The organism is Nocardia sp. NPDC051030 (assembly GCF_040683015.1).
Lineage (GTDB): Bacteria > Actinomycetota > Actinomycetes > Mycobacteriales > Mycobacteriaceae > Nocardia.
In genome coordinates this window covers 845,653-870,668 of record NZ_JBFBCD010000003.1, presented here as the reverse complement: position 1 = coordinate 870,668, position 25,016 = coordinate 845,653, and the positions used below count along the sequence as shown (strand labels likewise).

The following is a 25,016-nucleotide window of genomic DNA, read 5'->3' as shown; positions in this document are numbered from 1 at the left end:
CTCCTGTGGTTAAACGGTTTCCGCGCCCTGGACCGATTCGAGACCGATATCCACGGTGTCGAGAATCGAGAGCCATTGCGCCACAATCGCGTTCGCTCGCTCGGTGCCGAGCCCGCCGGTAGGCGAATGCGCCGAGTAATGCACTCGCAGCACGTCGTTCTCGCGGTTCGCGCCGAGCAGCATGCTGAGATCGAACGTGGTCAGCCGGGCGAGATCGCGGGAACGCGAGGACGGGATGTAGCCGCCGATCTCACCGACGAAATTGAAGTAGTACTTCGGATTGTCGAAGGTGCGGAATCGCTCGGCCAGCTCGGCGTTGTACCAGCGCAGCAGCGTGAAATCCTCGGGCGTTTGCGGGTATTCGGTGAGGGCGTGCCGCATTCGCGCGGCATGACTACCCGGAATCGAGTCGATCAGCCAGGGGTAATCGTCGGACAGCCATCCGATGGTGCGACCGAGATCGGTGCCTGGACGCAGCCGGGCGTAGCGGCCGTGCTTTTGCACCTGGATCGGGCGGGCCACGCCCAGCACATCTTCGACGGCCAGGCCCAGGGCGACCAGCATGATGCGCGTATAGGTGGCATCGAAAGCGGCGGGGAGCTCGGTCGACAGGCGCTCGGCGGGAGCACCGTCGATGACCCCGTCGATATAGACGGCTTCCGGAGTGTCTGGGCGATCAGGCGTATACGGTTCGGAATCGCTGGTGCTGAGCCAGTAATCAGCCTGGCCAGTGCGGGTTTCGGAATACTTCTCCAAGAACTGCGTCCACTCGGAGCTGGTCGTGCTCTCCGGTTCGAGCGAGATATCCGCACCCGACTCCCATTGGCTCACATAGGTGGCCATATCGCCCCACAGAATCCACAGCGCCACCGCATCGCAGGCCGCGTGATGCACGGTGAGCAGCAGGATATTTCCGTTCGCGGCGCGGCTGAGCAGGGCGGCCGTCACGATCCGCCCGCCTTCGAGATCGAGGCGGCCGTTATTGGCCACGGTCTCCCGCTCGATCAGCGCGCCGAGCTCGGCATCGGGCACCTCGGAGATATCGATCGTGCGCAAATCGATACGTGCACTGTCGATTACGCCACCGGACTCCGGCAGGATCTCCCATGACGCGTCCATGCCGCAGGTGTAGCGGCTGCGCAGGGTCTCGTGATTGTCGAGGAGCGCGTTGATCATGCCGCGCACGTGGTCCGGGCTCATCGCATTCGGTGCCGGGAAGGGCATGGTGATTCCGAATGCGGCGGGATTGGCGTCCCACATCAGGAAGCGTTTGGCGGCGGCGGGCAGATGCCCGACTCGGGTTGTCGTCATATCGGTGAATCCTCGAATTACGAAGGGCCGCAAGTCAGAACGGCGTGGTATTGAATGGGCGACGCGTACTGGCGAACGCACGATCCAATGCGGTGAGCGCACCCGGGGTGAGCTCCTCGACGCGGCCCGCCTGCGCCAACTCGGCGACTGTGTGCGCGCCGAAATACACGGTGGTCAATTCGAGCGGTCCGATGCGAATATCCGCGCGAGTATCCGCGGGGACCGGTTCCCAACTGCCCGAACCGCCGGTGATCTCCAGGGCGAAGTTGCCCGAGCTCATCCCCCACGGGTCCGCCACGGCGACCACGCCGTGGAAATCCGCCAGGAACGCGCGCAGGCCGATTGCCTTGGGCAGGTTCAGAATCCACATCCACACGCCCGCGTCCACGCCGGTCACCGCCGCCGTACGCAAGTCTTCCAGCAGCAGCGGCGTCGGATCGTCGAGCGCGGTATCCATCCGGATCTCGGCGTATTCCCCGTGTCCGAGCAGGCAACGCAGCAGTTCGCGGTGCGCGTTCACGGTGAGCGCGCAGAAATCACGCACGAGCACCTGATCCGCGACGAGGTCGAAGATGACGTATCCGTCCGGGTGGACGATGAGGAAGCAGTCGTCGCCGTAGGCGCTCGGCCACCAGAACTCGCTGCGGTTCAGCGCGCCCGGTGTCGACTGTTGCCAGCGGGCGTAGATCTGCCGCAGTTCGGTGGCGGCTTCACTCAGCCTGATCTCACGCACGGAGGCCGAATCCGGCTCGGCCACGCGCAGTTTCGAGCGCCGCCGGTCGATGGTGAGATGCCGCGTGTAGGTGGTGACACCCACATACGCGTAGCTGCCGCCGGGGCCCGGCATGGCTGCCAGGACGTCCGCGCCGGTCTCGGTCGCGATGGTCATGAGCTCGGCCTGGACCTTGGCGTAGATGCCGCGCTTCTGGTGCGTCACCGCCACCATGCCCTGCGCGCAGGCCGCCACGCTGAGTTGTGCGCCGCCGGGCACGGTGACGCTCGTGCGGATGATGGCGGCCGTCCCGACAACGCGCGGGGCCCGCGGTACGGTCACGTCCTCGATCACCGCTATGTCCTCGAGCCGGAACTGCTGTTTCCAGGCGTCGAAGTTCTTGGTGTGGACTCCGCCGAAGGCGCGGTCGTAGCGGTCGCGCAGGGCCTCCCAATCCGATTCGACCGCCCTGCGGGTGTGGATGCCGTCGATTGTGCGGCTTTCCCATTCGGACATCAGTTCCGACGTCATGCCACCGCGCCTTTCGCTGTCAGGGATTCGGCGTGCGCGCGGACCTTGGTCAGGGCCGCGAGCAGGTCCTCGATATCGGTGCGGTCACCCAGCAGCACGCTGTGGTGCATGAGCAGGGTGTGGTCGCGGTAGTGCTCGGCACCGGGGAACGGGCGTCCGGCTGCTCGTTCGGCGGCCTGGTCGTGCCAGTGCGCGAAGCGGGGTTTGGTGTGTGGCCGCAGGAGGACGCTGCGGTGCAGGGGAACTCGCGGCGGATAGATTCTGGTGCCGAGTTCGGCGGTGAGCGCACCGGCGATGTGCTCGATCGGAATGCCACCGAAAGCGTCTGGGAGGAACCGGATTCCGTATTCGTAGATGGCGCGACGGTCGACCGGTTCGGGCACCGGCACCGGGGCCAACCCGGAAATGTCGGCGAGTCCCGCCTCGAGTTCCTTGGCGCGGGTCTCGCGTTGGGCGTGCTGGTCGTCCAGCCGGGGCAGCTGATCGAGCAGTACCCCGGCGGTCAGCTCCGACATGCAGTAGTTCGCGCCCATGATCGCGCCGATTTCGACGAGTTCGTATTCGCCGGGCGCGGGTTCACCGGCGCTGTAGCCGCGGGAATCGGCGCGGAGCATGAGCATGCGGTCGTAGAGTTCGCGGCTCTCGGTGATGGCCGCGCCGCCTTCGCCGCCCGCGAGGGTCTTGGCCGCGCCCAGGCTGAACACGCCGATATCGCCGAAGGTGCCGACATGGCGTCCGGACCAACGGGTTCCGTGGGCTTGGGAGCAGTCCTCGATCAAGGCCAGTCCGGCGGCTCGGACCGTCTGGACGATCTCGTCGAGCCGCGCGGCGGTGCAGGCCAGATGCACCGCGATGACGGCCTTGGTGCGATCGGAGACGGCATTGCGAATGTGTTCGGCGGTGAGACAGCCCGTTTCGGGGTCCACATCGGCGAGCACCGGCAGCGCGCCCACCCGCAACACCGCCGAGGCGGGTGCGACCCAGGTCATGGCCGGGACGATGACCTCGTTGCCGGGGCCGATGCCCAATGCTTCCAGGGCGATGACCAGGGCACTCGAACCGTGGTCGACGCTGACGCCGTAGGCCGCGCCGTTGTATCGCGCGAAGGCCTCGCCGAATAGCCTCTCGCGCGATTTGCCGCCGCGCGGGCTGTACCAGCTGACCGACCAGCGAGCCGAGCCCAGCGCGCTGAGCAGCTCCCGCTCGGTGCGCTCGTCGTATTGCGGCCATTGCGGCCAGGGCTGTCCGTCGCGAATCGGGGTGCCGCCGTGAATTGCCAGCATGCGATGCCCCTACACGCCGACAGCCGGAGCGGCGGTGCGCGATTGCGCGATGACCTCGAGCGCCTCGCGGATCTCGCTCGTCGAAACATGCACCAGCGGAAGGTCTCCGGTGTGTTCCGGACGGCCGAGAGCCCGCAGCAGCACGAACGGCACGGCATCCGGGCTCGGCTCGAGGTAGCCGTTCTTATTGTCATCGGCGACCACCGCCAGCACATCGGCCACGCCGACCGATGCGGGCAGGCACGGTTCCACGCCGAGACCGGTGACCACCTCGTAGTGGACACTCACCTCGTCGTCGGACAGCCAGCCCCGCGCACGCGAGATGTGCGCGGCCACCAGCATTCCCAGAGCAATCGCGGCGCCGTGTGCGATTCCCGCAGTACCCCGCACGCGATGGTCACTGATCTCGATGGCGTGCCCGACGGTGTGGCCATATTCCAGGACGAGTCCTGCGCGACGCTCGAACGTATCGTGGCGAGTCACCGAGGATTTCGCGGCAATACTGGCATCGAGCAGCCATAGCAGTGCTTGCGGGTTGGCGAGTTCACCCGCGGCGACGACCGCGCGCAATTGATCCAGCATCGCAGGGGCAATGGCCAGGCAGTTCTTCGCCATTTCGCAGAGGCCGGAACGTAATTCCCGTTCGGACAGCGTCGCGAACAGTCGGACATCGGTATAGATCGCCGTGGGCGCGTAGAAGGTGCCGATGTGGTTCTTGCCCACACCGCTATTGATCGCCTGCTTCAGCGACAGCACCGAATCCATGGCGGCGATCGTCGTGGTCGGCACATGCACCAGCCGGATACCGCGAAACAGCAGGCTCGCCAGGAGCCCCGCGAGATTTCCGGGTACTCCGCCGCCGAAGGAGACCACCACCGAGCGTCGCGTAATGCCCGCCCGCAGTGCCGTCTCCAGATGATCGGACAGGCAGGACAGCGTTTTCATGGACTCACCGGCCGGATGGGTGAGGGTGAGGAACGGCAATTCGCCCGCCAGCCGCTCGATTTCCGCGGCATACAGTTCGAGCAGGTGATCATCTGTCACGATCACCAGCTTGTCGGGGCTCAAATCGGCTATTGCCCCGGAGATTTCGGTAATGCAGTCCGCGCCGAAGTAATACGGAAACGATTGTTCGCCGATGCTGATCGTGCGCGAACGCAGTCCCGCTCGGCCGGGAGACAGTGAATTGCTGGCCATTTCGTGCTCGCTCCTGCTTGTCCGCCAACTGGCTCGAATACATCGCTGGATTCGAGCGCCGCCCCCGACATTGCAAATATCGAATGTGAAGACTCGCTTTGGCAACCGGTGGGATACCCCAGTCATGACCATGGCCGGGAGCCGGTACCACTGGCCGTAGGCGGGGTCGTTGCCGGTGCTAATCACAGGGGTTGTGCGCGCGACCGACTCGACGCGAAACCATCGTCGCGGCGGCCTATCCTGGGGCCGAGCGATCCTGTAGAGGCGAGGTGAGACGACGGAAATGTCATTGGCTGACAACGAGATCGGCGGTCCGGCCACCAATGAGCTGTGCGCGCCGAGCCTGGCCGAATTCGTGCGGGAATGCCGCGGCAGGGCGACCACCGGCAATCCGGCCGGGCTCACCCGCAAGCAGCTGGCCGAGGCCACCCATGCCAGCCTCGGCTATATCGCCAAGATCGAACAGGGCGAGGCGCTCAATCCCGGTCCGGCCATTCTGGATTCGCTCGCCGCGGTGCTCGAGCTGGGCTTGGCCGAGCGAATTCACCTCTATCACCTGGCTCAGCAGCGACCGGCGTCCCTGAATCCGCCACCGCTGCGCCGTGATGACGACGCAGTGGCCGCCGTGCGGACGACGCTGGACGCGCTGCTCCCCCATCTCGCGGCCGCGCTCGACGACGGCTGGCACATTGTGGCCAGCAATGCGGCCTTCGATACCGCGCTGCCCGGGCTCGCGCGCAATGGGCATGTGCTGCGGTGGCTGTTCACCGATCCGCGGGCACGCATCGTGGTCGAGGAATGGGAGCGCGAGGCGAGCCTGACGGTGGGGCGGTTCCGCGCCTACGCCGCGGAGGCCTCCGACCGTGCCGATATCGACGCCGTGCTGCGGGACCTCGGTGAGCAACCCGACTTCCGGCGTCTGTGGAGCGCTGGGCACGTGCGCATCGGCCGGGCCGATCCCACCTTCACGCTGCGAAACCCCAAGACCGCCACCGTGTTCGACGTTCGAGTGCAGCGTTATCGGGGCACCGCGCCCGGACCCGCGCACCAGCTGTTCATCGGATTGGTGGAGCCGCGTGCCGAGGGTTAGGGCAGGCCGTCCAGGAACTTGCGCAGCAGCGCGTTCACCTCATCGGGATGCGTGAGATTCGGGGTGAGCGCCGCCCCGGAGATGGTGTGCACGGTGGTCGGCTCACCGAGCGCCGCGGCCATGGCGGCCATTTCCTCGGGATCGTTCGCCTGATCGGCGAGACCGCGAATCACCAAGCCGGGGCAGGGAATATCGCCGAGCAGCTCGAGTACCGAATCCCGATTGATCAGGCATTCCGCTGCCAGTCGAATCCGCCCGCGATCCATTGCCAGCCACTTCTCCCGCCACGGCAACTGATCCTCCGGGGTGGCTCCGATCATCAATGAGGACACCATTTTGATGGTCGGGGCCAGCGGTGCGTCGCCGGTCCAGGCGTCGATCACCTCGCGGTATCCGATCTGCCGCCGTGGGCCCATTTCCGTTGCGGTGGAACCGATCATGATCAGTCCGTCCACCCGGGACTGCGCCAGCAGGGCCATGCGCATCGCGGTGAAGGCCCCGTGCGCGACGCCGCCCACCACGACCCGCTCCAGTCGGAGCGCGTCCACGACGGCCCATGCGTCGCGGGCCAAATCCCAATAGCTGAACGGGGTTCCGTCGTCCTCGCTGTGGCCGTGACCTCGCGAGTCGATCCCGATCACCCGATAGTCCGGTGCCAGTCCCTGCGCCTGTGGCGCGAACATCTCCTGATCCATGAACAGGCTGTGTCCCAGCACTACCGCCCGGCCCCCACCACCTGTATCCGTGAAATGAACCCGCACGCCCCCACGCGTGACAAACGGCATTCTGAAACTCTCCCGCTTCGCCTTAGGAACGTTCCACGCTACCGCACGTCCACCGCCGCCAGGAACGATCTTGCCCGCCCCAAACCTGTATGGCGTGAACGTGATCCGGTCCGAAATCGGCGCTGGCCCTATTCGTATACCTGTGCATATCATCTACATATGCGTACGATTACCCACACGGCCGGAGCGCCGATGGCACAGCGGGCCGCGTCATGAAGCCCGAGCAGCCGATGTATGACGGGACCTTCCTCATGCCTTGGAATGCCGGTCCGCGCCATGACATCTCGGAGTCGGTGTTCGTCAGCGTGACCGACTTTCTGGCCACCTCGAAGGAGGATGTCCAGCAGACCTATGAGATCGGCATGGATCTCGGCCGCACCTGGCCGGTCATACAGGGCGCGGTGGGGCTGTGGCTGTGGGGCCGTCCGGCCGAGCTGCGGGGCGGTTCGATCACCGTGTGGGAATCCGAGCGAGATATGCGACGTTTCGTGCGCTGACCGGTGCACTCCAAGATCATGCGTAACTGGCGGGGACGCGTCGCAGTCGCCACCGACTCCTGGCAGGTACCACGATTCGACGCCGAGGAAGTGCTGGCGCGGGCCCGCAACACCATCGAGGAGCCGCATCGCGCTGCTGCCTGATCGGAGTCGGGCATTGCGGCCAGTATGTTTGACCGCATGTCTGACAAGCGTCCGGATCTCGCGGCAATGATCGTGCCGCTCGGCCGCACCCTGATGGCGGCCGAACGGCCGGTGCTCGAGGCGCACGGCCTCAGCATGTGGGCCTACGTGGTATTGCTCTCGCTGGGCGACGGCCCGGCCCGTGGTCAGGGCGCACTCGCGCAGGAAATCGGCGCGGACAAGACCCGCATCATCGCGGTGCTCGATGATCTGCAGAACCGCGGGTTGATCGAACGCAAGCCTGACCCTGATGACCGTCGTGCGCGGGTGCTCGCCCTCACCTCAGCGGGTGGGCGCGTCAGAACCAAGGCCCAGGCCGATATTCAGGCGGCGGAAGAGCGACTGCTCGGCCGTCTACCTGCGAGCGATCGCCGGGGATTCATGAATGCGCTGATCGCGCTGCATGCGCTGCGCGACGAAATCGAGTACTGAACCGGGCGGCCGTGCCGATTCGTCGAAGTGCCGATTCGTACAAGTGCCACGGGCATGAGGTCCCGCATGATCGGCAAGTGATCAAACGAATCCATCCCTACGTCGAGAGCGGCGATCTCGACGCATCCCGCGAGTTCTACGTCGAGGTCTTCGGACTCGAGGTGGCCATGACAGATCCCGTGCTCGGATTGCGGTCGCCGGATAATCCGTCCGCGCAGGTCATCGTGTTGCCAAAGAACGCCGAAACGCCCACTCCCCAATTCGGGATCGACGTTGGCGAGCCCGCGACGGTCGACGCGGCATATCGCATGGCGGTGCGGCGTGGAGCGCGAATCGTCTACCCGCTCACCGACGAAGCCTGGGGCGTACGGCGCTTCTTCGTGCAGGATCCTGACGGAACCGTGATCAACGTGCTCGCCCACCTCAGCGGATCCGGATAGCACCCGGCTAGCGTGCAAGGGGTGATCAGAAGCCGGAGCACGCGATGGGGGATTGTCGTCAGCGTCGTGGGATTGGCGCTCGCGACCATCCTGGTGGTGAAGTCCGAGTCCGCACGCGGTGGGGCGGTTCGAGCGGAGTGTTCGGGCAGCCCGAAAGACAATGGTGATCCGCGCGCCGCGAGCGGTTCCCGGGTGACGAATCCGCAGGTTCGGGTGTGGTCGCGCACGATTACCTTGCGCATGGCCGAGTGCGGGGCCTCGGCGAGCATCGAGAGCGGGCGGCCGGGCGATTCGGTGTGGATCGATCGCGGTGCGGACGGGAGCGGGGTCCGCGATGGAAGTCTCGGTGTCGCAACAGTTTCGGACACAGCGCAGCGGACGCCGTTCTACCGGTATGCCGGTGCCAAGCTGCGTGCCTGTGGGAAGGCCGGGGATCGGCCGGAGGTTCGGTGCACCCGGTGGACCGCGCCGGGCGATCCTCCGCCGGACCGGCGGCAACGGGCGCTCGAACGATTGCTGGACACCTACGACCACGACACCGGGCTGTGGGAGCACGATGTCGCCACCTGGCAGAGTGCCAATGCGCTGACCGGCGTAATCGATTACATGCGCCAGACCGGCGACCGCCAATACCTGACGTATGTCGACGAGACGTATCGGCACGGCGAGGTCGCCCGCCTCGGATTGCCCAAGCGGACCGGCTATAACGACGACGAACTGTGGTGGGCGCTGGCATGGATCGACGCCTATGGGCTCACCTTCGAGCCGCGGTATCTCGCGGCCGCGCGGGCGATCGTGGACGGACTCGGGGACCAGCGGGCGCCGTTCTGCGATGGCGGGCTGGCCTGGGCGCGGGAGGGCAAGGATCGGTTCCAGGTGAACGCGATCACCAATGCGCTGTATATGACAGCCACCGCGGCGCTGAGCACCTGGGTCGACGGGGCGGATCGAGCGGCGTATCTCGCTCGTGCGCAAGGGACTTGGGTGTGGTTCACCGAACGGGCGGGCCGGGCGTTGCTCGACCGGTCCGGTCTGGTCAACGACCACATGGACAAGTACGGCGACACCTGCGTGCTGGTCGATGAGAACATGCGGTGGACCTATGGGCAGGGCGCGATGATTCGCGGACTGGTGGCCCTGCATCGGGCCACCGGAGCGGGCGAGTTGCTCACCTCGGCCGAGGCCATCGCCGCGGCGGCGACCCGTGACGGCTCGCCGTTCATACGGGACGGCATCTTGTACGAATACGCTCCGGCCGAGAAATGCCCGGGCCCGCAGTGCGGGGACGCGGACACCTTCAAGGGCGTCTTCGTGCGCTACTACCGTGAGCTTGTGGCCACCCGAGGGGCCAGGTTCACCGACGAATTCCTTATCCGGCAGGCAAACTCGCTGACCGGCAAAGCCGATGAGTACGGGTTCCGCTGGCAAGGCCCGCTCCGCGCCGACGATCAGCCCGATTTCGCCACTCAGGCAGCCGCATTGGATGCGCTCAATGCCGGGCAGCCCTAGCTAGCCGAGTAACTCAGCGATGAGAGCTTCCACGCGGGTTCGAATTTCGTCGCGGATCGGGCGAACCACGTCGATGCCCTGCCCGGCCGGGTCATCGAGATTCCAGTCGCGGTAGTCGACTCCGGGGAAGTACGGGCAGGCGTCGCCGCAACCCATGGTGATGACGACGGTCGACGTCTGTACCGTGTCGGCGGTAAGGATCTTCGGATGCTGAGCAGTGATATCGATGCCGACCTCGCGCATGGCTTCGACGGCTACGGGATTGAGCGTCTCCCCCGGAACGCTTCCGGCCGAGCGGACCTCGATGGCGTCACCCGCGAGATGAGTCAGGAAGCCTTGCGCCATTTGCGAACGTCCGGCGTTATGGACGCAGACGAACAGCACGCTGGGCATGGAAGCCATGGGGTCGTGGACCTTTCAGTGGGTCTGGGTATCGGGTTCGGGATGGCGGACCACGACACTGTCGGCCGAGGCGGCGATATCGGGATACAGAGCGTGAATCAGTGCGAGACCGATCCCGGCCCCTACGAGTTGGGCTGCGATGAATGCGGGCACCGACGCGGGCGCGATCCCCGCGAAGGTGTCCGAGAAGACGCGGCCGAGGGTGACGGCCGGGTTGGCGAAAGAGGTTGAGCTGGTGAACCAATACGCCGCGCCGATGTAGGCGGCGACCGCCGGGGCGGACAGCGAGGCGCGTCCGGTGCGCGCCAAGGCGAAGATGACCGCGATGAGTCCGGCGGTGGCGACGATCTCGCCGACCACATGCCCGGTCGTGACGCGGTCATGAGTGGAAATCTGTACCGCCGCTTGGTCGAACATGACATTGGCCAGCACCGCGCCGCACCCGCCACCGGCGATCTGCGCGACCACATATCCCGCCAGCTCGGCTCCCGGCAGCCCGGTACCCCGGCGACGGCCCGCCATCCAATCGGCAAGGGACACCACAGGATTGAAGTGCGCGCCCGAGACCGGGCCGAGAACCAGGATCAGCACTCCCAGCCCGAACACGGTCGCGGTCGAGTTCTCCAGCAATTGCAACCCGATATCGCCGGGCGAGAGCTGTTGCGCGGCGATACCCGAGCCGACGACCACGCACACCAGCAGCGCGGTACCGACGAATTCGGCCAGGAGCCGCCGAGCCTGCGCGGTCATCGCGTCACCTGTGCGGCGATCGCACCGTCGAGCAGCTGCGACAGTTGTCGCAACACGGCCGGTTCGATCCGGTAGTAGACCCAGGACCCGCGGCGCTCGCTGCTGAGCAGTCCGGCTTCGCGCAGCACCTTGAGGTGATGGGAAATGGTGGGCTGGCCGACGTCGAAACCCTCCGACAGGTCGCATACGCATGCTTCCTGCCCGGTATGGCTGGCCACCAGTGACAGCAGCCGCAGGCGCACCGGATCCGACAATGCCTTGAACGCACCGGCCAGTTCGACGGCTGCCGCAGTGGTCAGCGGCTCGCGCACCAGCGGCGTGACCTCACACCGGGGTGAGGTCACGTCCGTCAGTGACAACTCTTGTTTCGACACCTGTCGATATTGATGGATATCGAATCAGAGGGCAAGCGAACGCCCAGTGAACAATGCTCGCGGGCCGGACCCACTATCGGGGTTTGGTCGCCTTGATGATCGCCGAATGCATTCCGTCCGCAACCTCATGGGTGGGCGTGACCTGGATGTCGGTGAACCCCGCGACGGCCAGCCCGGTCCGATATTCGGTGAAGGTCAGCGCGCCGGCGATGCAGCCGACCTGTGTTCCGCGCGCGGCCCGATCCTCCGGGGTCAACTGGTCCTCGGCCACCACATCGGTGACGCCGAGGCGACCCCCGGGCCGCAGCACACGGAAGGTTTCGGCGAAAACCGCCGACTTGTCGGACGACAGGTTGATCACACAATTGGAGATCACCACATCGACCGACGCCTCCGGCAGCGGGATGGATTCGATGACACCTTTGAGGAATTCGATGTTCTCGGCCCCGGCCTCGCGGACATTGCCCTCGGCCAGAGCGAGCATCTCATCGGTCATGTCCAGCCCGTACGCCTTGCCGGTCGGTCCGACCCGGCGCGCGGACAGCAGCACATCCAGCCCCGCGCCGGAACCCAGGTCGAGCACGATCTCGCCGGGATTCAGGTCGGCGACCGCAAGGGGGTTTCCGCAACCCAGGCTCGCCGCCACCGCGTCCGCGGGAATTGCCTCTCGTTCCGCGTCCGAATAGAGATTCCGGCCGAATCCGGCCTCATCGAACTGCACAACGCCGGTGCCGCAGCCTTCGTCACCGCAGCATCCATTGTCCGATATCTGTGCGGTTTCGACGAATTGTGTTGCCGCCGAGGCATACCTGGCTCGAACAGCTTCCCGCATCTCGTCCCGATCGATATTCATCACGACCTCCTCGGGTCTCGATCAGCCCGGATCAGCCGCAGCAGCCTGCCCCGGTCGCCACCGCTTGCGATTTGGCCGTGCTCCCGCAGCATGCGCCCTCGGCGGCGGCTTCCTCGACGGTACCGCAGCACGGCCCCGCATCGGACCCCTCCGGCACCACCGGCAACGGCTCCGCGAATGCTGGTGCCGCGCCGAAGGTTTCACTGTCGGCGAGCACGGTGTACACCTCCCAGCGCTCGGCATCGGGAGCCGTCACCCACACCTTGTCCTGGGTGGCGAAGCAACAGGTGGTCGCGATCTGCTCCTCGGTGAACAACCCGGCGTCCGACAGGCGTGCGATCTCGGCATGGACGTGGTCGGAGGTCTCCACTTCGACACCGAGATGGTTGATACCGCCGCCTTCACCCGGGTTCTCCAGTAGTACGAGCTTCAGCGGCGGCTCGTTGATCGCGAAGTTCGCGTATCCGGGCTTCCGCTTGGCGGGCTCGGTATTGAACAGGGTCGAATAGAAGGCCACGGCCTGGTCGAGGTTGTCGACATTGAGGGCGAGCTGGACACGAGACATGAGGTCCTCCACTTGTGAGACATATATCGAAGAGCTTGTGTAGTCGAGTGTGAGGCACCTCTTCGACATATGTCAAGAAGCTCGGTAGAGTCGATCTCATGCCAAAGGCCCTACCCGTGATCGATATGTCCGCCCCGGTCTGCTGCCAGCCCGTGGCGGCCGGACCGATCGACGATGACGCCGCATTGGAAGTGGCGCTGCGCCTCAAGGCGATCGCCGACCCGGTCCGCGTGAAGCTGATGTCACTGCTGCTCACCAGCCCACTCGGTGAGGAAAACACCGGCGAACTGGCGGCCACGGTCGGGCTCGCCGAATCCACGGTCAGCCACCACCTCGGACAGCTGAAGAAAGCCGGGCTCATCGAATCCGAGCGCCGCGGCATGAACATCTATCACCGCGCCCGCCGCGAATCCCTCTCCGCCCTCTGCCTGGTCCTGGACCCCAACTGCTGCACCTGAATCCGGGCACGACCTCACCCACGAAAAATGCACTTCACCCACGTAACAACGTGGGTGAAGTGCACAGAATCTTGGTGAAGTGCTCAGTTGGCCTGAGGCTGTTCTTCTTTCGCGGCCACGTGGACCGTCAGCGGGAGGAGCTTGAGCGCACCGGGAGCGGTGGCCGGGACGGCGGGGGCTACCGGGTTGACGGGCGAGATTCGCTGGTAAGCGATGCCGTGGGCGGGGCGGGTGTCGGTTTCGCCCTTGTTGGGCCAGAAGGCGCAGGCGCGTTCCGCCATGGCAGTGATGGTCAGCGAGGGGTTGACGCCCAGGTTGGCGGAGACCGCGGAACCGTCGATGACGTGCAGACCCTCATAGCCGTGCAGGCGGTGGTAGGGGTCGATGACGCCGTCGGCGGCGGACTCGCCCATCGGGCATCCGCCGATGTAGTGGGCGGTGGACGGGATATTGAAGACGTCCATGTACATACCGAGGGCATCGCCGTCGATCTTCTCGGCGAACAGGCGATTGGCCTTGTGGCCGGTGGGGATCCACGTCGGATTCGGTTCTCCGGCACCCTGTTTCGTGGACAGGAAGTAGCCGAACGGGGTCTTCTTGCCGAACGAGGTCAAGGAGTTGTCCAGGGACTGCATGACGAGCAGGATCACCGACCGCTCCGAAGCTCGGCGGACCTTGAGCGAGCGCGCGAACAGCAAGGGGTGCAACAGGATCAGCAGCAGGAAGCGCAGGAAACGCAGCGGGCCACCGTCGATCATGGGGGCGGTGAGGGGGAACAGCATGTTCTGGCCCTTGCCGTAGTGGCACACCTCGATGTGGGTGTTCGGCTCCGGATGGATCGAGGAGGTGATGGCCACGCCCTGTGCGAAGTCCGTACGGGTGCGGCTGGTCGCGGTGAGCACGGCTTCGGAATTGGTGCGGGTCAGCTCGCCCAGACGCGGCGAGATCTCCGGCAGGCGGCCGGTGTCGCGCAACTGATGCAGCAGGTGGTGGGTGCCGCGCGCGGCGGCCGAGAACACCACCTGTTCGGCGCTGAATTCCCGGCGCTGCCTGCGAACCAGGCGACCCGAGGTCTGGGTGGTGACCGCGTAGCCGCCGCCCGTCAGTTGGCGCACATCGGTGACGGTGGTCATCGAATGCACTTGCGCCCCGGCCTGTTCGGCCAAGTACAGGTAGTTGGTGTTGGTGGTGTTCTTCGCGCCATGCGCGCAGCCGGTCATGCAGTTGGCGCAGTGGATGCAGCCGGTGCGGTCGGGGCCGACGCCGCCGAAATATGGGTCGGGGACGGTCTTTCCGGGCTCACCGAAGAACACGCCGACATTGGTCGGGTGGAAGGTGTCCTCCACGCCGAGTTCGACCGCGACCTCACGCAGGGCCTCGTCGGCGGGCGTGATCCTGGGATTCTCGGCCACGCCGAGCATGCGCTGGGCCTGGTCGTAGTAGGGCGCGAGTTCGCTGCGCCAGTCGGTGATGTGCGCCCAGGACGGATCGCTGTAGAAGTTGGGCAGCGGTTCGTAGAGGGTATTGCCGTAGATGAGCGAGCCGCCGCCGACGCCCGCTGCGCTGAACAGCGTCACCTTGCCGAGCAGGCTCACACGCTGGGTCCCGGTCAGGCCCAGGCGCGGCATCCAGATGGATTTGCGCAGGTTCCAGTTGGACTTCGGGATATCGGAGGCTTCCCAGCGGCGGCCGGATTCCAGCACGCCGACCCGATATCCCTTCTCGGTCAACCGCAGCGCGGAGACACTGCCACCGAAGCCGGAACCGATTACCAGCACGTCATAGTCGAATTTCATGATGCTCCAGGAGGTTACGCGCCGTAGAGGGCGTCGATGTCGTGGGCGTACTTCGCGGCGATGGGCTTGCGCTTGAGCTTCATGGTCGGGGTGAGTTCCTCCCCGCCCGGCTCCCATATCGACGGCAGGACGGTGAACTTCTTGACCTGCTCGACTCGGGCGAGATGGGTATTCGCCTCGCGCACACCGGAATCGATCGCCGCCAGCACCCCGGGATCGGCGGCCAAGATGGCCGGTGACGGGTCCAGTCCGTGTGCGGCGGCGTAGGCCGCGGCCGCATCGGCATCGAGGGTGATGAGCGCGGTGACATACGACCTGTTGTCGCCGATCGCGGCCACGGAACCGGCCAGCGGGCAGGCGACCTTCACGAAACCCTCGATCTTGCTGGGCGACATGTTCTTGCCGCCCGAGTTGATGATGAGTTCCTTCTTGCGGTCGACGATGGACACATAGCCGTCGGCGTCGACGGTGGCGATATCGCCGGTGTGGAACCAGCCGTCCGCGTCGATGGCCTCGGCGGTCTGCTCGGGCGCATTGCGATAGCCGCGCATGACGACCGGTCCGCGGACCAGCAGTTCACCGTCCTCGGCGAGGTGGATGTCGATGCCGTCGATCGGGGTGCCGACCGTGCCCAGCCGCATGCGATCCAGGCGATTGATGATCGTGACCGCCGACAGTTCGGAGCTGCCGTACACCTCCACGATCGGCAGGCCGAGGCCGAGGATGAACTCGTGCGCCTCCCGGGCGATGGGCGCGGCCCCGGTCGCGCCGACGATCAGCGCATCCAGCCCGAGCTTGGCGCGAATCTTCGATAGCACCAGCTTGTCGGCCAGCAGGTGCTGAATCCGCAGTGGCAGCGGCACCGATCCCGTGGCCTCGGCTCGCACCTTGGCCTGCCCGACGCCGACCGCCCACTGCCCCAGGGTGCGCTTGAGCGGGCTCGGCTCATTGGCCAGCTGCATCTCCAGCGCGCCCTTGACCTTGTACCAAATCTGCGGCACCGCAACGAAAGCCGTGGGCCGCACCTCGCCGAGGCCGGTCACGATCTCGCGCGGATTGGCCAGATCGGTGACGACCGAGCCGGAGATCATCGGAATGTACTGGCACACCCAGCGATTCACGATGTGCGCGTCCGGCAGATAGGAGATGAGCCGGTGCGTCAGCGTCGGGTCGACCACCGAGGCCGCGCCCCGCATATCGGCCAGAATATTGTCGTGGGTGAGCTCGACGCCCTTGGGCGTGCCGGTGGTTCCCGAGGTGTAGATGATGGTCAGCACATCCGTGCCGGTCACCCGTTGCCACGCGGCATCGAAATCGAAGTCCGCCAGCGGATTCCGCTCCACCTCGTCCAGTGACAGCCGTCCCTCACCCGCGCCGTCGACCACCACGAGATGTTCCACTGAATGCTCGCCGCTGAGCGCCGCCGTCACCTGAGGGAGAAACTGCTCCTCGGTGACCAGCACCCGATTGCCCGCATTCCCGCACAGATACGCGATGGTCTCCGCGGGATTCGTGTTGTAGATCGAAAACGGCACCGCCCCGAGGTGCATGGCGGCCGCATCCACCAGATGGAACTCCGGCCGATTGGCCAGCATGATCCCGACCGTATCGCCCTGTCCGACTCCGAGATTCGCCAAACCGGCGGCGATGTCTCTGACTCGCGTGGCGTATTCGCCCCAAGTCAGCGTCCGGCCCCCACCGGGCGTGCGTATGGCAATGTCATCGCGCTTCTCGACGGCTGTCCGCTGGAAGGCGGCACACAGCGTTTCGGGATACTGCATATCCCGACCGTAGAGGCGATATCGCTGGTCACGAACACAAAGAAGGTCAGGGAATCGACATTTTCGGCCATGGCTGGTGTCTGTCGGTCATGGCGCGGTGCTTCCGACGAAGTCGATGATGGCGTCGGCGATGACGGGGTAGTCGGCCCCGAACCAGATGTAGTGGCTCGGAGCTCGGCTGGTGATCAGGCGTGCGGCGGGAATGTCCTCCGCGAGCGAACGGGCCTGCGCGAACGGGACCGCGGCATCGTCGGGGCTCGCGATGACCAGGGTCGGCTGGGTGACCTTGGGCATTGCCGCCGGATGGCGCAGGGCGTGCAGGTCTGCGGCGAAACCGGCCCCCGAGTTCATCCGGGTGAAGTAGGCGAGCAGCGACTCGCGATCGTCACCGCTGAATGTGGCGAGGAGTTCATCGACCCCGTGAATGCTCAGATCGCGCAGCAGCAATCGCAGTGCGATATTCGGCGCATGGCGGGCAAGCGCGTGCACCAACCCCCATGTCGCCCGCTGGGTGCGAGCGTGGAACATCAGCGGGCCGCCGATCCGCAGACTGGGCTTTTCCGGCCACGGCTGGAAACCCACCGCGCTTTCCAGGACCAGACGGGCCACCAGATCCGGGTGCGCGGCAGCGAATGTCACGGCCGTGGGCCCGCTCGCCGACTGCCCGACCACCGCCGCAAGCCGCTCGATACCGAGGTGATGACACAGTTCGGCGAGCGAATCCGCGTAAGCCTCCGGTGACGGGCCCGCCCCCAGCGGAGTGCGGCCGTAGCCCGGCCGCGACGGTGCGAGCACGCTGAACCCTGCATCGGTGAACACTCCTTCACCGAAGGGCAGCGATGCGCGCATGTGACCGCCATGCAGCATCATCACCGTCTGCGGCCCGTGCTGCTCGAGCCGATACTCGACCGGCCCACCCGACAGGTCGGCCAGTCGCGTCGAACGCTCCACATTCAGCATGAGATCCTCCGCTCCGCGCTCCTTCCATCCTGTGCGCATTCATGCGAAACATCCACTGCCGCAATCTGGTTTCATGAGCGCATGACCAACGTTGAGCGTCAGCGGCTGAATCAGGAAATCATCGCCGAGTTCCGGTCGGGAGCCGGGAAGGTCGGCGGCCAGTTCGCCCAAACGCCGATTCTGCTCCTCACCACCACCGGTGCGCGCACCGGCGAAACCCGCACCTGGCCGCTCGCCTACCAACGCGACGGCGACAACCTTTACGTCTTCGCCGCGAATGGTGGCCGCCCCACCCGCCCCGGCTGGTTCCACAACCTCGTCGCCAACCCTGCCGTCACGGTCGAGGTCGGCACCGAGTCCTGGCCCGCGAAGGCCACCGTCGCCACCGGTGAAGAGCGCGAACGCCTTTGGAACCAAGGCCTGCCCGCCGCCCCGTTCCTCACCACGTTCCAAGAAAAGGTGTCCTGGCCGATCCCGGTCGTGGTCCTCACCCGCGCCGACGGAGCCTGAGGCCACCGCAGCGGCACGCCGAAGGCCGGGACAGCATGCGCTGTCCCGGCCTATTGCCGTCAGAGGCGGTCGAGGAAGTCTGCGATCAGCGGCGCAATCTCGGGGAGGTTTTCCTCAAGGGCGAAGTGGCCGGTGTCGAAGATATGGATGTCCGCCTTGGGGAGGTCTTGCAGGTAGGCGTGGGCTCCGGCTTCGGGGAAGAAGACATCATTGCGACCCCAGAAGATGAGTGCCGGGGGCTGAGTTTCGCGAAGCCAGGCTTGCCAGGCGGGGTATTGGGCGATGTTGGTGTGGTAGTCGAGGGCCAGCGCGATTTGGGCTTCGAGGCGGGTGGGCTGGTCCAGGAAGTGCTGATCGACGGTCCAGGCAGTGGGGTCCACCTGCTCGGGATCGGTTGTGCCGCCTTCGTATTGGCCGCGAGTGACGGGCAGGACCATGATCTGGCGAACATTGTCCTCGGCACCGGGTAGGCCGGGGCGATTGGCAGTCATCTCCCGGGCCATGTCGGAAAGGCCTTCGGTGTAGGAGTTCGCGTTCTGGATGATCACGCCCTTGATCCATTCGGGGTGGCGCAGAGCGATCCGGAAGCCTACGGGGCCGCCGAAGTCGAAGGCGTAGAGGGCGAAGGCCGGGAGGGCCAGCTTCTCGACGAACCCCTCGATGACATCCGCGAGGGCATCGAAGGAGTACGTGAAGTCCTCGGGGCTCTCGGTGAGGCCGAAGCCGGGGTAGTCCGGGGCTATCACATGGTAGTCGTTACCCAGCGCGTCGATCAGACGACGGTACTGGTTCGACGAAGACGGGAAACCGTGCAGCAGAAGCAGAGTCGGGGCTTCGACGGGCCCGGCCTCGCGATAGAAGACGCGCACGCCATCGACGTCGACGAACCGGTGTGCAACCCGGGGCAGAATCAAAGCCGTCATCTCACATGCCTTCCATCGGAAACTATGCATTAGTTCTAGCCGATCCCCACCTAATGCGTCAAGTGCTTCTGTTAGCATTAGTTCATGAGCTGGACGGACTTGATCGGCGAACCGCTACCACTGGACCTGATCAATACGGTGGTTACGGACGCCGATGGCGAGAAGGACCTACTGCCCTCGAATGACGCACTGCGCGAATGGATCACGGCCGAGCAATCGCGACTGACCATGCCCGAAGGGCCAGTCTCGGTCGAGGCAGTGCGCACGCTGCGCGACCATGTCGCGGCCGCCGTCCAGAGCGCCCGCCTCGGCGAACGCCCCCCGAACAGCGCACTCGAGGCGATCACCTCGACACAGCGGGCCGCACCCGGCTACCGCGCCGTGGTCTGGGACGGTTCCGCAGTCACCGCAACTTTGCGGCGTGACGGCTCCCCCACCGAAGTACTCCTGGCCGAATTAGCCGAAGCCACAGCGGTTTTTCTCGCTGACCCGTCCATCACCAAGATCCGCCAATGCGAGGGCCCCACCTGCCGCCAACTCTTCCTCCCCGCCACCGCCCGCAGGCGCTGGTGCTCCCCCGCCCTCTGCGGCAACCGAGTCCGAGTCGCCCGCTACTACCAGAACCACAAGGGCTGATCAGCGACGACCACGGAAGGTGCGGCGGAGATCTTCAACCCACTCGCCGGGGATCTCCCACGGGATGAAGTGCCCGCCGTGGTCGTGCGCGGTGAGGTTGACGTGGTTGTACCAGGAGGCGCGGTCGGTGCTGAGGAAGTGGGCCACGCGTTGGGCGGTGGTTATGCCGGGTGGGTTTTCGTGGGCTACGAAGGTGATGCCGGTTGGGGCTTCGATGGCAGGGTGCCGATCGTGGGAGGGCGTCCAGGGATAGCGGTTGTGGTTGGCGTAGATGCGTATTGATGTGCTGATCGAATTGGTGACCCAGTAGATCGTTGCGTGGGTGAGGAGCTCGTCCTTGGTGAAGACGGTTTCGATATTGCCGCGGCTGTCGCTCCAGCTCGTCCAGCGTTCGAGGATCCAGGCGAGCATTCCGGCGGGTGAGTCTGTCAGGCCGAAGGACAGGGTGCTGGGGGCGAGCATGTGCACGGCCAGGTGCACGGCGAAGCGCTTCTCCAAGGCCACGATTCGGTTGTGGACGTCGGTGGGCAAGTCGTCGGGGATCGGGCGGCCGCCGGTGATGTCCCAGGCGCGGTCACCGTTGAACATGTCGAGTTTCTGGCCTGATCCGATATGGATGCCATAGAGCTCGTCGGCGTATTTGTGGCCGAGCTGTCCGGTCACGAGAGCGCCTACATCGCAACCGGCTGCGGCGTACTTGTCGTAGCCGAGGACATCGGTCATGAGTGTGTGCCAGAGGTCGGCGACCTTCCAGTAGTTCAGGTCGGGTCGCTTAGTCACCGGGGTGGAGAAGCCGAATCCTGGGAACGACGGAACGATCACGTCGAATGCGTCGGCCGGGTCGCCGCCGAACGCGCCGGGATTCGCCAATGGGTCTATGACCTTGGACCAATGCCAGAACGTCCACGGCCACCCGTGGGTGAGGATGAGCGGCGTCGGCGCGGGCCCCACCCCGGGCCTGCGCATGAAATGCACCGGCACATCATCGATTTCGACAAGATAGTGCTCGTAGTCATTGATGGCCGCCTCGGCCTTGCGCCAGTCGTACTCGTCGCGCCAGTACTCGACGAGCTCCTGAAGATAGGTGCGGCCGACGCCGTAGAACCCGTCCTCATTGCCCGCGTCATCGGGCCAGCGGGTCAAGTCCAGCCGCTGCCGCAGATCGGCCAGCACGTTGTCGGGCACGTGAATCGGAGTCTGCGGCAAGGGGAATGAGCGCACCTGAACAGACTAGGACCGTGTCAGTGCGGGTAGTTGGCGAGGTAGCGGATCCGGTCCAGCTCATGCTGGCGAATGCGCTCGGGGCCCTCCAGATTCCAGGGCAGGCCGTGCTGAATCAGCCGGTGCTCGCGGTTCGGAGCCATATAGGCCGCGCAGTAGAAGGTGCCGAGGATCGAGGCCAACGCCACCATGGCGACGCGAATCCAAAGGGCACCCGGAAAGAACATGAATGCCGCATAGAGCGGCAGGAATGGCACGCTGCCGCGCACGAGATGCCGTGCGAAGGCGTGTTTTCCGGTGAGGTCATTGCGGACCCAGTCGATCATCGAATTGGGTAGGCGCCGCCCGAAGGCGTAGCCGAGCCATTGGATCGGAGTGGGCCGCCGCTGTTGATTCGATGTCATACCTCGAGCATCGTCCCGGTCCCACCAGACCAGTAGTGGGACCGTTTCTGCCGATGCATAGATCCAACCTATGGATTCAAAGGCCGATATGGCCTGGTCAGTCCGCCTCCAGGTGCAGCTGGCGTTCCACCTCGAGCTCGGCCAGGAAGCAGCGGGCATTGTCGACCGATGCGGTCGCCTGGAAGGCTGCCACCGCGATCTCCCCCACCCGTAGGCGCCGCCCGGCGAATCCGCGCTGGCCGACGATCACCTGCTGGGCTTGGTCGAAGCCGAATCGGGCGACCTCGTCCGGCAGCGGGACGCCCAGCATGTCGGTCACACTGCCGGGGAGCAGCCGGACCGCCACGATTTGGTCGAAGCTGGGGCGGCGCGCCATGCGATGCGCCAGGTACAGCTTGCCCGAGCGGCCGAAGCACACGTGGGTGAAGTGCTCGGCGACATCCTGGCCCTCAGGGATGATCTCGGCGTAGTAGACGACTTCACGGACCGTCACCGATACCTCGCAGGCGATCGGCACGCCGCCGCGCCCGGGATGGCCTCGGAACAGAGTCCCGTGCAGTGTGGTCCGGGGTTGGGACCGGCTCGGATCGAGGTCGGTGATCGGGCAGTCCTCGACGGCGAGGGTGTGCCCGTCGTCGCGGCCCGTGCTGCGGTCGGCGGCCAGCGCGTGGCGCGACTTCTCGTCCAGCTCGGCATCGAGCAGGATCTGGAAATTGCGGGGTGGCAAGGACATCGGTCGATGGGACAGGTAATGGTCGTCCGCTAGACTGAACACCACCGTGGTGGCAGTGCCGGTCGCGCTCGCCATGACGCACGACTGCGATGTGTGGGTACGAATCCCGTACATGGGAGGCTCCTTTCTCTCCAGCACCTACCCCGAAGCGTGACACCCTCAAGTGCCCAAACCACGAGTGGACCGCTACTCGTTCTTGTCGCGCAGCACTACTCGGTACGTCCGTCCCAGTCCCCCCGAGCGTTTCACCGACACGGCGTGGCGATGTGGGACTGTGACAACCCGGCCCGGCCGTGATGAACTTCAGGGCATGTCAGACCGGCCCGCCACCGACGCGGACATCCTCGACGACCCGATCGACGGCGATGCGCGGCGGCCGATACCTGCGTCAACCGCTGTGGCGCTGCCCGAAACAGTGCGTACGGAGCTGCGGCGCGGGGTGCGGAGCGTGCTGGTCGACGCCGCGGCGCTGCGGCTGGTCCGGGAAAGGTTCGATAGCGATCAGGCCGCGGCGCTGCATCGGTACCTGGAGGCGTCGCAGTCGCCGAATACGGTGCGGGCCTATCGAAGTGACTGGATCGCCTGGTCGGCGTGGTGCGCGGCCGAGGGTAGGCAGTCGCTGCCCGCCGATCCGCTCGATGTGGCAGTGTATCTGGCCGCCGCGGCGGATGCGTTGCGCGACAAGGATAATGGGCAGCAGTGGGCGTTCAGTGCCGCGACCCTCGAACGTAAGGCCGCCGCCATTGCCGCCGTGCACGCGGCGAACGGGCTGCCCTCACCTACCCGCTCCGACGTCGTACGACTCACCCTGCGCGGCATTCGCCGTACCCGTCGCACTCTGCCGAAACGCAAGCGCCCCGTGCTGTTGCACACCCTCGATCAGCTCCTCGGCGAGCTTCCGGCCCCCGGCTGGCCGACCGAACCCGCCCGCCGCCGCGACACCCTACTGCTGCTCGTTGGCTTCGCGGGAGCCTTGCGCCGCAGCGAAATAGCGGGCCTGCGCATCGCCGACGTCCGCGTCGACACTGACCACGCCAGCGGAGAACCCCTCCTGCTGATCCAACTCCCCACCACCAAAACCGACCCCACCGGCATCGCCGAACAACGCGTGGTCCTCCCCCGGGGCCAACGCCCCCACACCTGCCCCGTCTGCGCCTTCGCCGACTGGATTCGCCTGCGCGAGGCCCACTCCACCCCCGGCACCGACCTCCGCACCTGGCTGTCGGCCAACTCCTCGACAGATCCGGGCATCCACCGATGCCACGGCTTCACCGGCACGGCGCTCTCCCAACACGATCTCCCCCTCTTCCCCACCATCTCCCGCCACGGCGGCCTCGCCGACTCCGCCATGTCCGGCCGAGCCGTAGCCGAACTCGTCAAGCGCTACGCCGCCCGAGCAGGCCTGGACCCCGACCTCTTCTCCGGCCACTCCCTCCGAGCGGGCTTCGCCACCCAAGCCGCCCTAGGCGGAGCCAGCGACCGCGAAATCATGCGCCAAGGCCGCTGGTCCAACCCCCGCACCGTCCACGGCTACATCCGCACCGCAAACCCCTTGGAAGACAACGCGGTAACCAAGCTCGGCCTCTAAAGGCATTGCGGAGCGAGTTGGACCAGCACCGCACCTATAAGCAGGATTGCCGCACCGGCCAGTTGCATCGGTCCGATCGCTTGGCCGAGCAGCAGCCACGCCAGGACGGCGGCGACCAGCGGTTCGACCAGGGCCAGGACGCTGGCCAGGACTGCGGGCAGATCGCGCAGCGCCAGCAGGCCCGCCAGGTATGGCAGTACAGTGCCGAACACGGCCAGTACCAGTAGGACCAGCCACACCGGGGCTCGTAGCCCGCCGAGTACCGCGGCATTCGTGAGCAGGCTCGCGGACAACGTCCACGGCGGGACGACCACCGCTACCAACACCGCGCCGATCGCCAGCCCGACTGCGGTCAGGCCCAGCGAATCGTGCTTGCCCGCACCGTGTTCGCCGAGCAGGAAGAATCCTGCCGAGCAGATCGCCGCACCTAGCCCGGCGGCGACGCCGAGGCGGTCCAGTCCGGCGCTCTGCCAGATCTGCGTGATCAAAGCCAATCCGCAGAGAGCCATCCCGATGCCAACCCACGCCAGGCCGGGCAGCCGGGTGCCCCGCACCAACCGCACCCATAACGCGACCAGCACGGGCGCGATGTTGACCAGCACTATGGCTACTCCGACCGGAACTCTGGCCACAGCCACGAAGAACAGCAGTTGCACCCCGGCGACGCCGAGCAGGCCATAGCCGAACAGCAGCCACAGGTCGGCGCGGCCGAAGCGAAGGGCCCGCGGCCGCAGCGTCGCAACGATCGGCAGTAGCAGTACCGCGGCCAGCACGATCCGCACCGAGGTCACCGCGGCCGGGGACCAGCCCGCCACCATCACCGCCGCGGCCAGCGAACCGGAACTCGCGAACAGCACCCACGAGATCACACTCAGGCCGGTCGCCCGGGCCTGACTCGACGCCCGCACGGCGTTCTCGAAGACAGCCACACACGGCAGTGTGCCTCGGCCATCCCCGCTCTGACACCTGAGTTTCCGATCTGAGCGATGCCGAAGGTAGTCCGGCCGCCACCCGCGGGTGGAGTCCGTGCGCTATTCTGGTCGGCGATGTCTACCGGGACGGCCTTGGGCCACACACGGATTGGTGACCCGG

Annotated in this window: 28 protein-coding genes; 10 read left to right on the top strand and 18 right to left on the bottom strand. The window is 65.9% G+C overall.

From position 1 onward, the window contains the following. Nucleotides 1-9: 9 nt before the first annotated feature. Genes AB0N05_RS13520 through AB0N05_RS13505 form a run of 4 tightly spaced genes read right to left on the bottom strand, consistent with a single transcriptional unit; the run spans nucleotide 10 to nucleotide 5,034 of the window. Nucleotides 10-1,311 (bottom strand): condensation domain-containing protein, encoded by a 1,302-nt coding sequence (locus AB0N05_RS13520; RefSeq protein ID WP_364692143.1) that lies wholly within the window; start codon nucleotides 1,309-1,311, stop codon nucleotides 10-12. Nucleotides 1,312-1,345: 34 nt separating this feature from the next. Continuing rightward, nucleotides 1,346-2,554, bottom strand: coding sequence for a GNAT family N-acetyltransferase (locus tag AB0N05_RS13515; RefSeq protein ID WP_364692140.1), 1,209 nt, complete (start codon nucleotides 2,552-2,554; stop codon nucleotides 1,346-1,348). Continuing rightward, nucleotides 2,551-3,837, bottom strand: coding sequence for a DegT/DnrJ/EryC1/StrS family aminotransferase (locus AB0N05_RS13510; RefSeq protein ID WP_364692137.1), 1,287 nt, complete (start codon nucleotides 3,835-3,837; stop codon nucleotides 2,551-2,553). The genes AB0N05_RS13515 and AB0N05_RS13510 overlap by 4 nt, the downstream gene beginning before the upstream one ends. 9 nt (nucleotides 3,838-3,846) lie before the next feature. Further along, entirely contained in the window at nucleotides 3,847-5,034 is a 1,188-nt protein-coding gene (locus AB0N05_RS13505; RefSeq protein ID WP_364692134.1) for a 2-deoxy-scyllo-inosose synthase, read from the bottom strand. A gap of 283 nt (nucleotides 5,035-5,317) precedes the next feature. On the opposite strand from AB0N05_RS13505, the gene AB0N05_RS13500 reads away from it, so the two are divergent. Continuing rightward, nucleotides 5,318-6,124 carry a helix-turn-helix transcriptional regulator gene (locus AB0N05_RS13500; RefSeq protein WP_364692131.1) on the top strand — a complete coding sequence of 269 codons (807 nt, stop codon included), beginning with the start codon at nucleotides 5,318-5,320 and terminating at the stop codon, nucleotides 6,122-6,124. Here AB0N05_RS13500 and AB0N05_RS13495 read toward each other — a convergent pair. Then, nucleotides 6,121-6,909 carry an alpha/beta hydrolase gene (locus AB0N05_RS13495; protein WP_364692128.1) on the bottom strand — a complete coding sequence of 263 codons (789 nt, stop codon included), beginning with the start codon at nucleotides 6,907-6,909 and terminating at the stop codon, nucleotides 6,121-6,123. The two genes, AB0N05_RS13500 and AB0N05_RS13495, sit on opposite strands and share 4 nt — an antisense overlap. Nucleotides 6,910-7,121: 212 nt before the next feature. Between AB0N05_RS13495 and AB0N05_RS13490 the strand changes: the two genes are divergently transcribed. The 5 genes from AB0N05_RS13490 (at nucleotide 7,122) to AB0N05_RS13470 (ending at nucleotide 9,970) form a co-directional block, all read left to right on the top strand. Then, nucleotides 7,122-7,406, top strand: coding sequence for a hypothetical protein (locus tag AB0N05_RS13490; protein ID WP_364692125.1), 285 nt, complete (start codon nucleotides 7,122-7,124; stop codon nucleotides 7,404-7,406). A gap of 18 nt (nucleotides 7,407-7,424) precedes the next feature. After that, nucleotides 7,425-7,550, top strand: coding sequence for a hypothetical protein (locus tag AB0N05_RS13485; protein WP_364692123.1), 126 nt, complete (start codon nucleotides 7,425-7,427; stop codon nucleotides 7,548-7,550). Between the two features lie 36 nt (nucleotides 7,551-7,586). Further along, nucleotides 7,587-8,021 carry a MarR family winged helix-turn-helix transcriptional regulator gene (locus tag AB0N05_RS13480; RefSeq protein WP_364692120.1) on the top strand — a complete coding sequence of 145 codons (435 nt, stop codon included), beginning with the start codon at nucleotides 7,587-7,589 and terminating at the stop codon, nucleotides 8,019-8,021. A 77-nt stretch (nucleotides 8,022-8,098) separates the two neighbouring features. Then, nucleotides 8,099-8,461, top strand: coding sequence for a VOC family protein (locus AB0N05_RS13475; protein WP_364692117.1), 363 nt, complete (start codon nucleotides 8,099-8,101; stop codon nucleotides 8,459-8,461). 21 nt (nucleotides 8,462-8,482) lie between these two features. Further along, nucleotides 8,483-9,970, top strand: a complete 1,488-nt coding sequence (locus tag AB0N05_RS13470; RefSeq protein WP_364692114.1) for a glycoside hydrolase family 76 protein — start codon at nucleotides 8,483-8,485, stop codon at nucleotides 9,968-9,970. Here the strand turns inward: AB0N05_RS13470 and AB0N05_RS13465 are convergent, their stop codons facing one another. From AB0N05_RS13465 to AB0N05_RS13445, 5 genes are all read right to left on the bottom strand, one after another. Further along, nucleotides 9,971-10,372: an arsenate reductase ArsC gene (locus tag AB0N05_RS13465; RefSeq protein ID WP_364692111.1), complete on the bottom strand. Its 402-nt coding sequence runs from the start codon at nucleotides 10,370-10,372 to the stop codon at nucleotides 9,971-9,973. 15 nt (nucleotides 10,373-10,387) lie between these two features. After that, on the bottom strand, nucleotides 10,388-11,122 hold the full coding sequence (locus tag AB0N05_RS13460) for an MIP/aquaporin family protein (RefSeq protein WP_364692109.1): 735 nt from the start codon (nucleotides 11,120-11,122) through the stop codon (nucleotides 10,388-10,390). Further along, entirely contained in the window at nucleotides 11,119-11,496 is a 378-nt protein-coding gene (locus AB0N05_RS13455; protein ID WP_364692106.1) for a metalloregulator ArsR/SmtB family transcription factor, read from the bottom strand. Before AB0N05_RS13455 ends, AB0N05_RS13460 begins: the two co-directional genes overlap by 4 nt. Nucleotides 11,497-11,569: 73 nt before the next feature. Continuing rightward, nucleotides 11,570-12,349: an arsenite methyltransferase gene (arsM, locus tag AB0N05_RS13450; RefSeq protein WP_364692103.1), complete on the bottom strand. Its 780-nt coding sequence runs from the start codon at nucleotides 12,347-12,349 to the stop codon at nucleotides 11,570-11,572. A 31-nt stretch (nucleotides 12,350-12,380) separates the two neighbouring features. Next, entirely contained in the window at nucleotides 12,381-12,914 is a 534-nt protein-coding gene (locus AB0N05_RS13445; protein ID WP_364692099.1) for an ArsI/CadI family heavy metal resistance metalloenzyme, read from the bottom strand. Nucleotides 12,915-13,012: 98 nt separating this feature from the next. On the opposite strand from AB0N05_RS13445, the gene AB0N05_RS13440 reads away from it, so the two are divergent. After that, on the top strand, nucleotides 13,013-13,372 hold the full coding sequence (locus AB0N05_RS13440) for an Rv2640c family ArsR-like transcriptional regulator (protein ID WP_364692096.1): 360 nt from the start codon (nucleotides 13,013-13,015) through the stop codon (nucleotides 13,370-13,372). An 83-nt stretch (nucleotides 13,373-13,455) separates the two neighbouring features. Here the strand turns inward: AB0N05_RS13440 and AB0N05_RS13435 are convergent, their stop codons facing one another. From AB0N05_RS13435 to AB0N05_RS13425, 3 genes are all read right to left on the bottom strand, one after another. After that, nucleotides 13,456-15,168 carry a GMC family oxidoreductase gene (locus tag AB0N05_RS13435; RefSeq protein WP_364692093.1) on the bottom strand — a complete coding sequence of 571 codons (1,713 nt, stop codon included), beginning with the start codon at nucleotides 15,166-15,168 and terminating at the stop codon, nucleotides 13,456-13,458. 14 nt (nucleotides 15,169-15,182) lie between these two features. Beyond that, nucleotides 15,183-16,949, bottom strand: a complete 1,767-nt coding sequence (locus tag AB0N05_RS13430) for a long-chain fatty acid--CoA ligase (RefSeq protein WP_364692090.1) — start codon at nucleotides 16,947-16,949, stop codon at nucleotides 15,183-15,185. Nucleotides 16,950-17,036: 87 nt separating this feature from the next. After that, nucleotides 17,037-17,948, bottom strand: a complete 912-nt coding sequence (locus AB0N05_RS13425; RefSeq protein WP_364692087.1) for an alpha/beta hydrolase — start codon at nucleotides 17,946-17,948, stop codon at nucleotides 17,037-17,039. Nucleotides 17,949-17,990: 42 nt separating this feature from the next. Between AB0N05_RS13425 and AB0N05_RS13420 the strand changes: the two genes are divergently transcribed. After that, the gene (locus AB0N05_RS13420; RefSeq protein ID WP_364692084.1) at nucleotides 17,991-18,419 is read left to right on the top strand and encodes a nitroreductase family deazaflavin-dependent oxidoreductase; all 429 of its coding nucleotides are present in this window, start codon (nucleotides 17,991-17,993) and stop codon (nucleotides 18,417-18,419) included. Nucleotides 18,420-18,478: 59 nt separating this feature from the next. Here the strand turns inward: AB0N05_RS13420 and AB0N05_RS13415 are convergent, their stop codons facing one another. Continuing rightward, nucleotides 18,479-19,342: an alpha/beta hydrolase gene (locus AB0N05_RS13415; protein WP_364692081.1), complete on the bottom strand. Its 864-nt coding sequence runs from the start codon at nucleotides 19,340-19,342 to the stop codon at nucleotides 18,479-18,481. Between the two features lie 84 nt (nucleotides 19,343-19,426). Here AB0N05_RS13415 and AB0N05_RS13410 point away from each other — a divergent pair, with 84 nt between their 5' ends. Further along, nucleotides 19,427-19,978, top strand: coding sequence for an ABATE domain-containing protein (locus AB0N05_RS13410; RefSeq protein ID WP_364692078.1), 552 nt, complete (start codon nucleotides 19,427-19,429; stop codon nucleotides 19,976-19,978). Here the strand turns inward: AB0N05_RS13410 and AB0N05_RS13405 are convergent, their stop codons facing one another. From AB0N05_RS13405 to AB0N05_RS13395, 3 genes are all read right to left on the bottom strand, one after another. Then, complete coding sequence (locus tag AB0N05_RS13405; RefSeq protein ID WP_364692075.1) at nucleotides 19,979-21,199, bottom strand: epoxide hydrolase family protein; 1,221 nt, start codon at nucleotides 21,197-21,199, stop codon at nucleotides 19,979-19,981. It abuts the gene before it with no gap. Between the two features lie 20 nt (nucleotides 21,200-21,219). Continuing rightward, on the bottom strand, nucleotides 21,220-21,603 hold the full coding sequence (locus AB0N05_RS13400; RefSeq protein WP_364692073.1) for a DUF5313 family protein: 384 nt from the start codon (nucleotides 21,601-21,603) through the stop codon (nucleotides 21,220-21,222). Nucleotides 21,604-21,700: 97 nt separating this feature from the next. After that, nucleotides 21,701-22,336, bottom strand: a complete 636-nt coding sequence (locus tag AB0N05_RS13395; protein ID WP_364692070.1) for a hypothetical protein — start codon at nucleotides 22,334-22,336, stop codon at nucleotides 21,701-21,703. 310 nt (nucleotides 22,337-22,646) lie between these two features. Between AB0N05_RS13395 and AB0N05_RS13390 the strand changes: the two genes are divergently transcribed. Continuing rightward, the gene (locus AB0N05_RS13390) at nucleotides 22,647-23,924 is read left to right on the top strand and encodes a site-specific integrase (protein ID WP_364692067.1); all 1,278 of its coding nucleotides are present in this window, start codon (nucleotides 22,647-22,649) and stop codon (nucleotides 23,922-23,924) included. Here AB0N05_RS13390 and AB0N05_RS13385 read toward each other — a convergent pair. After that, nucleotides 23,921-24,853 carry an EamA family transporter gene (locus AB0N05_RS13385; RefSeq protein WP_364692064.1) on the bottom strand — a complete coding sequence of 311 codons (933 nt, stop codon included), beginning with the start codon at nucleotides 24,851-24,853 and terminating at the stop codon, nucleotides 23,921-23,923. The two genes, AB0N05_RS13390 and AB0N05_RS13385, sit on opposite strands and share 4 nt — an antisense overlap. Nucleotides 24,854-25,016 lie beyond the last annotated feature (163 nt).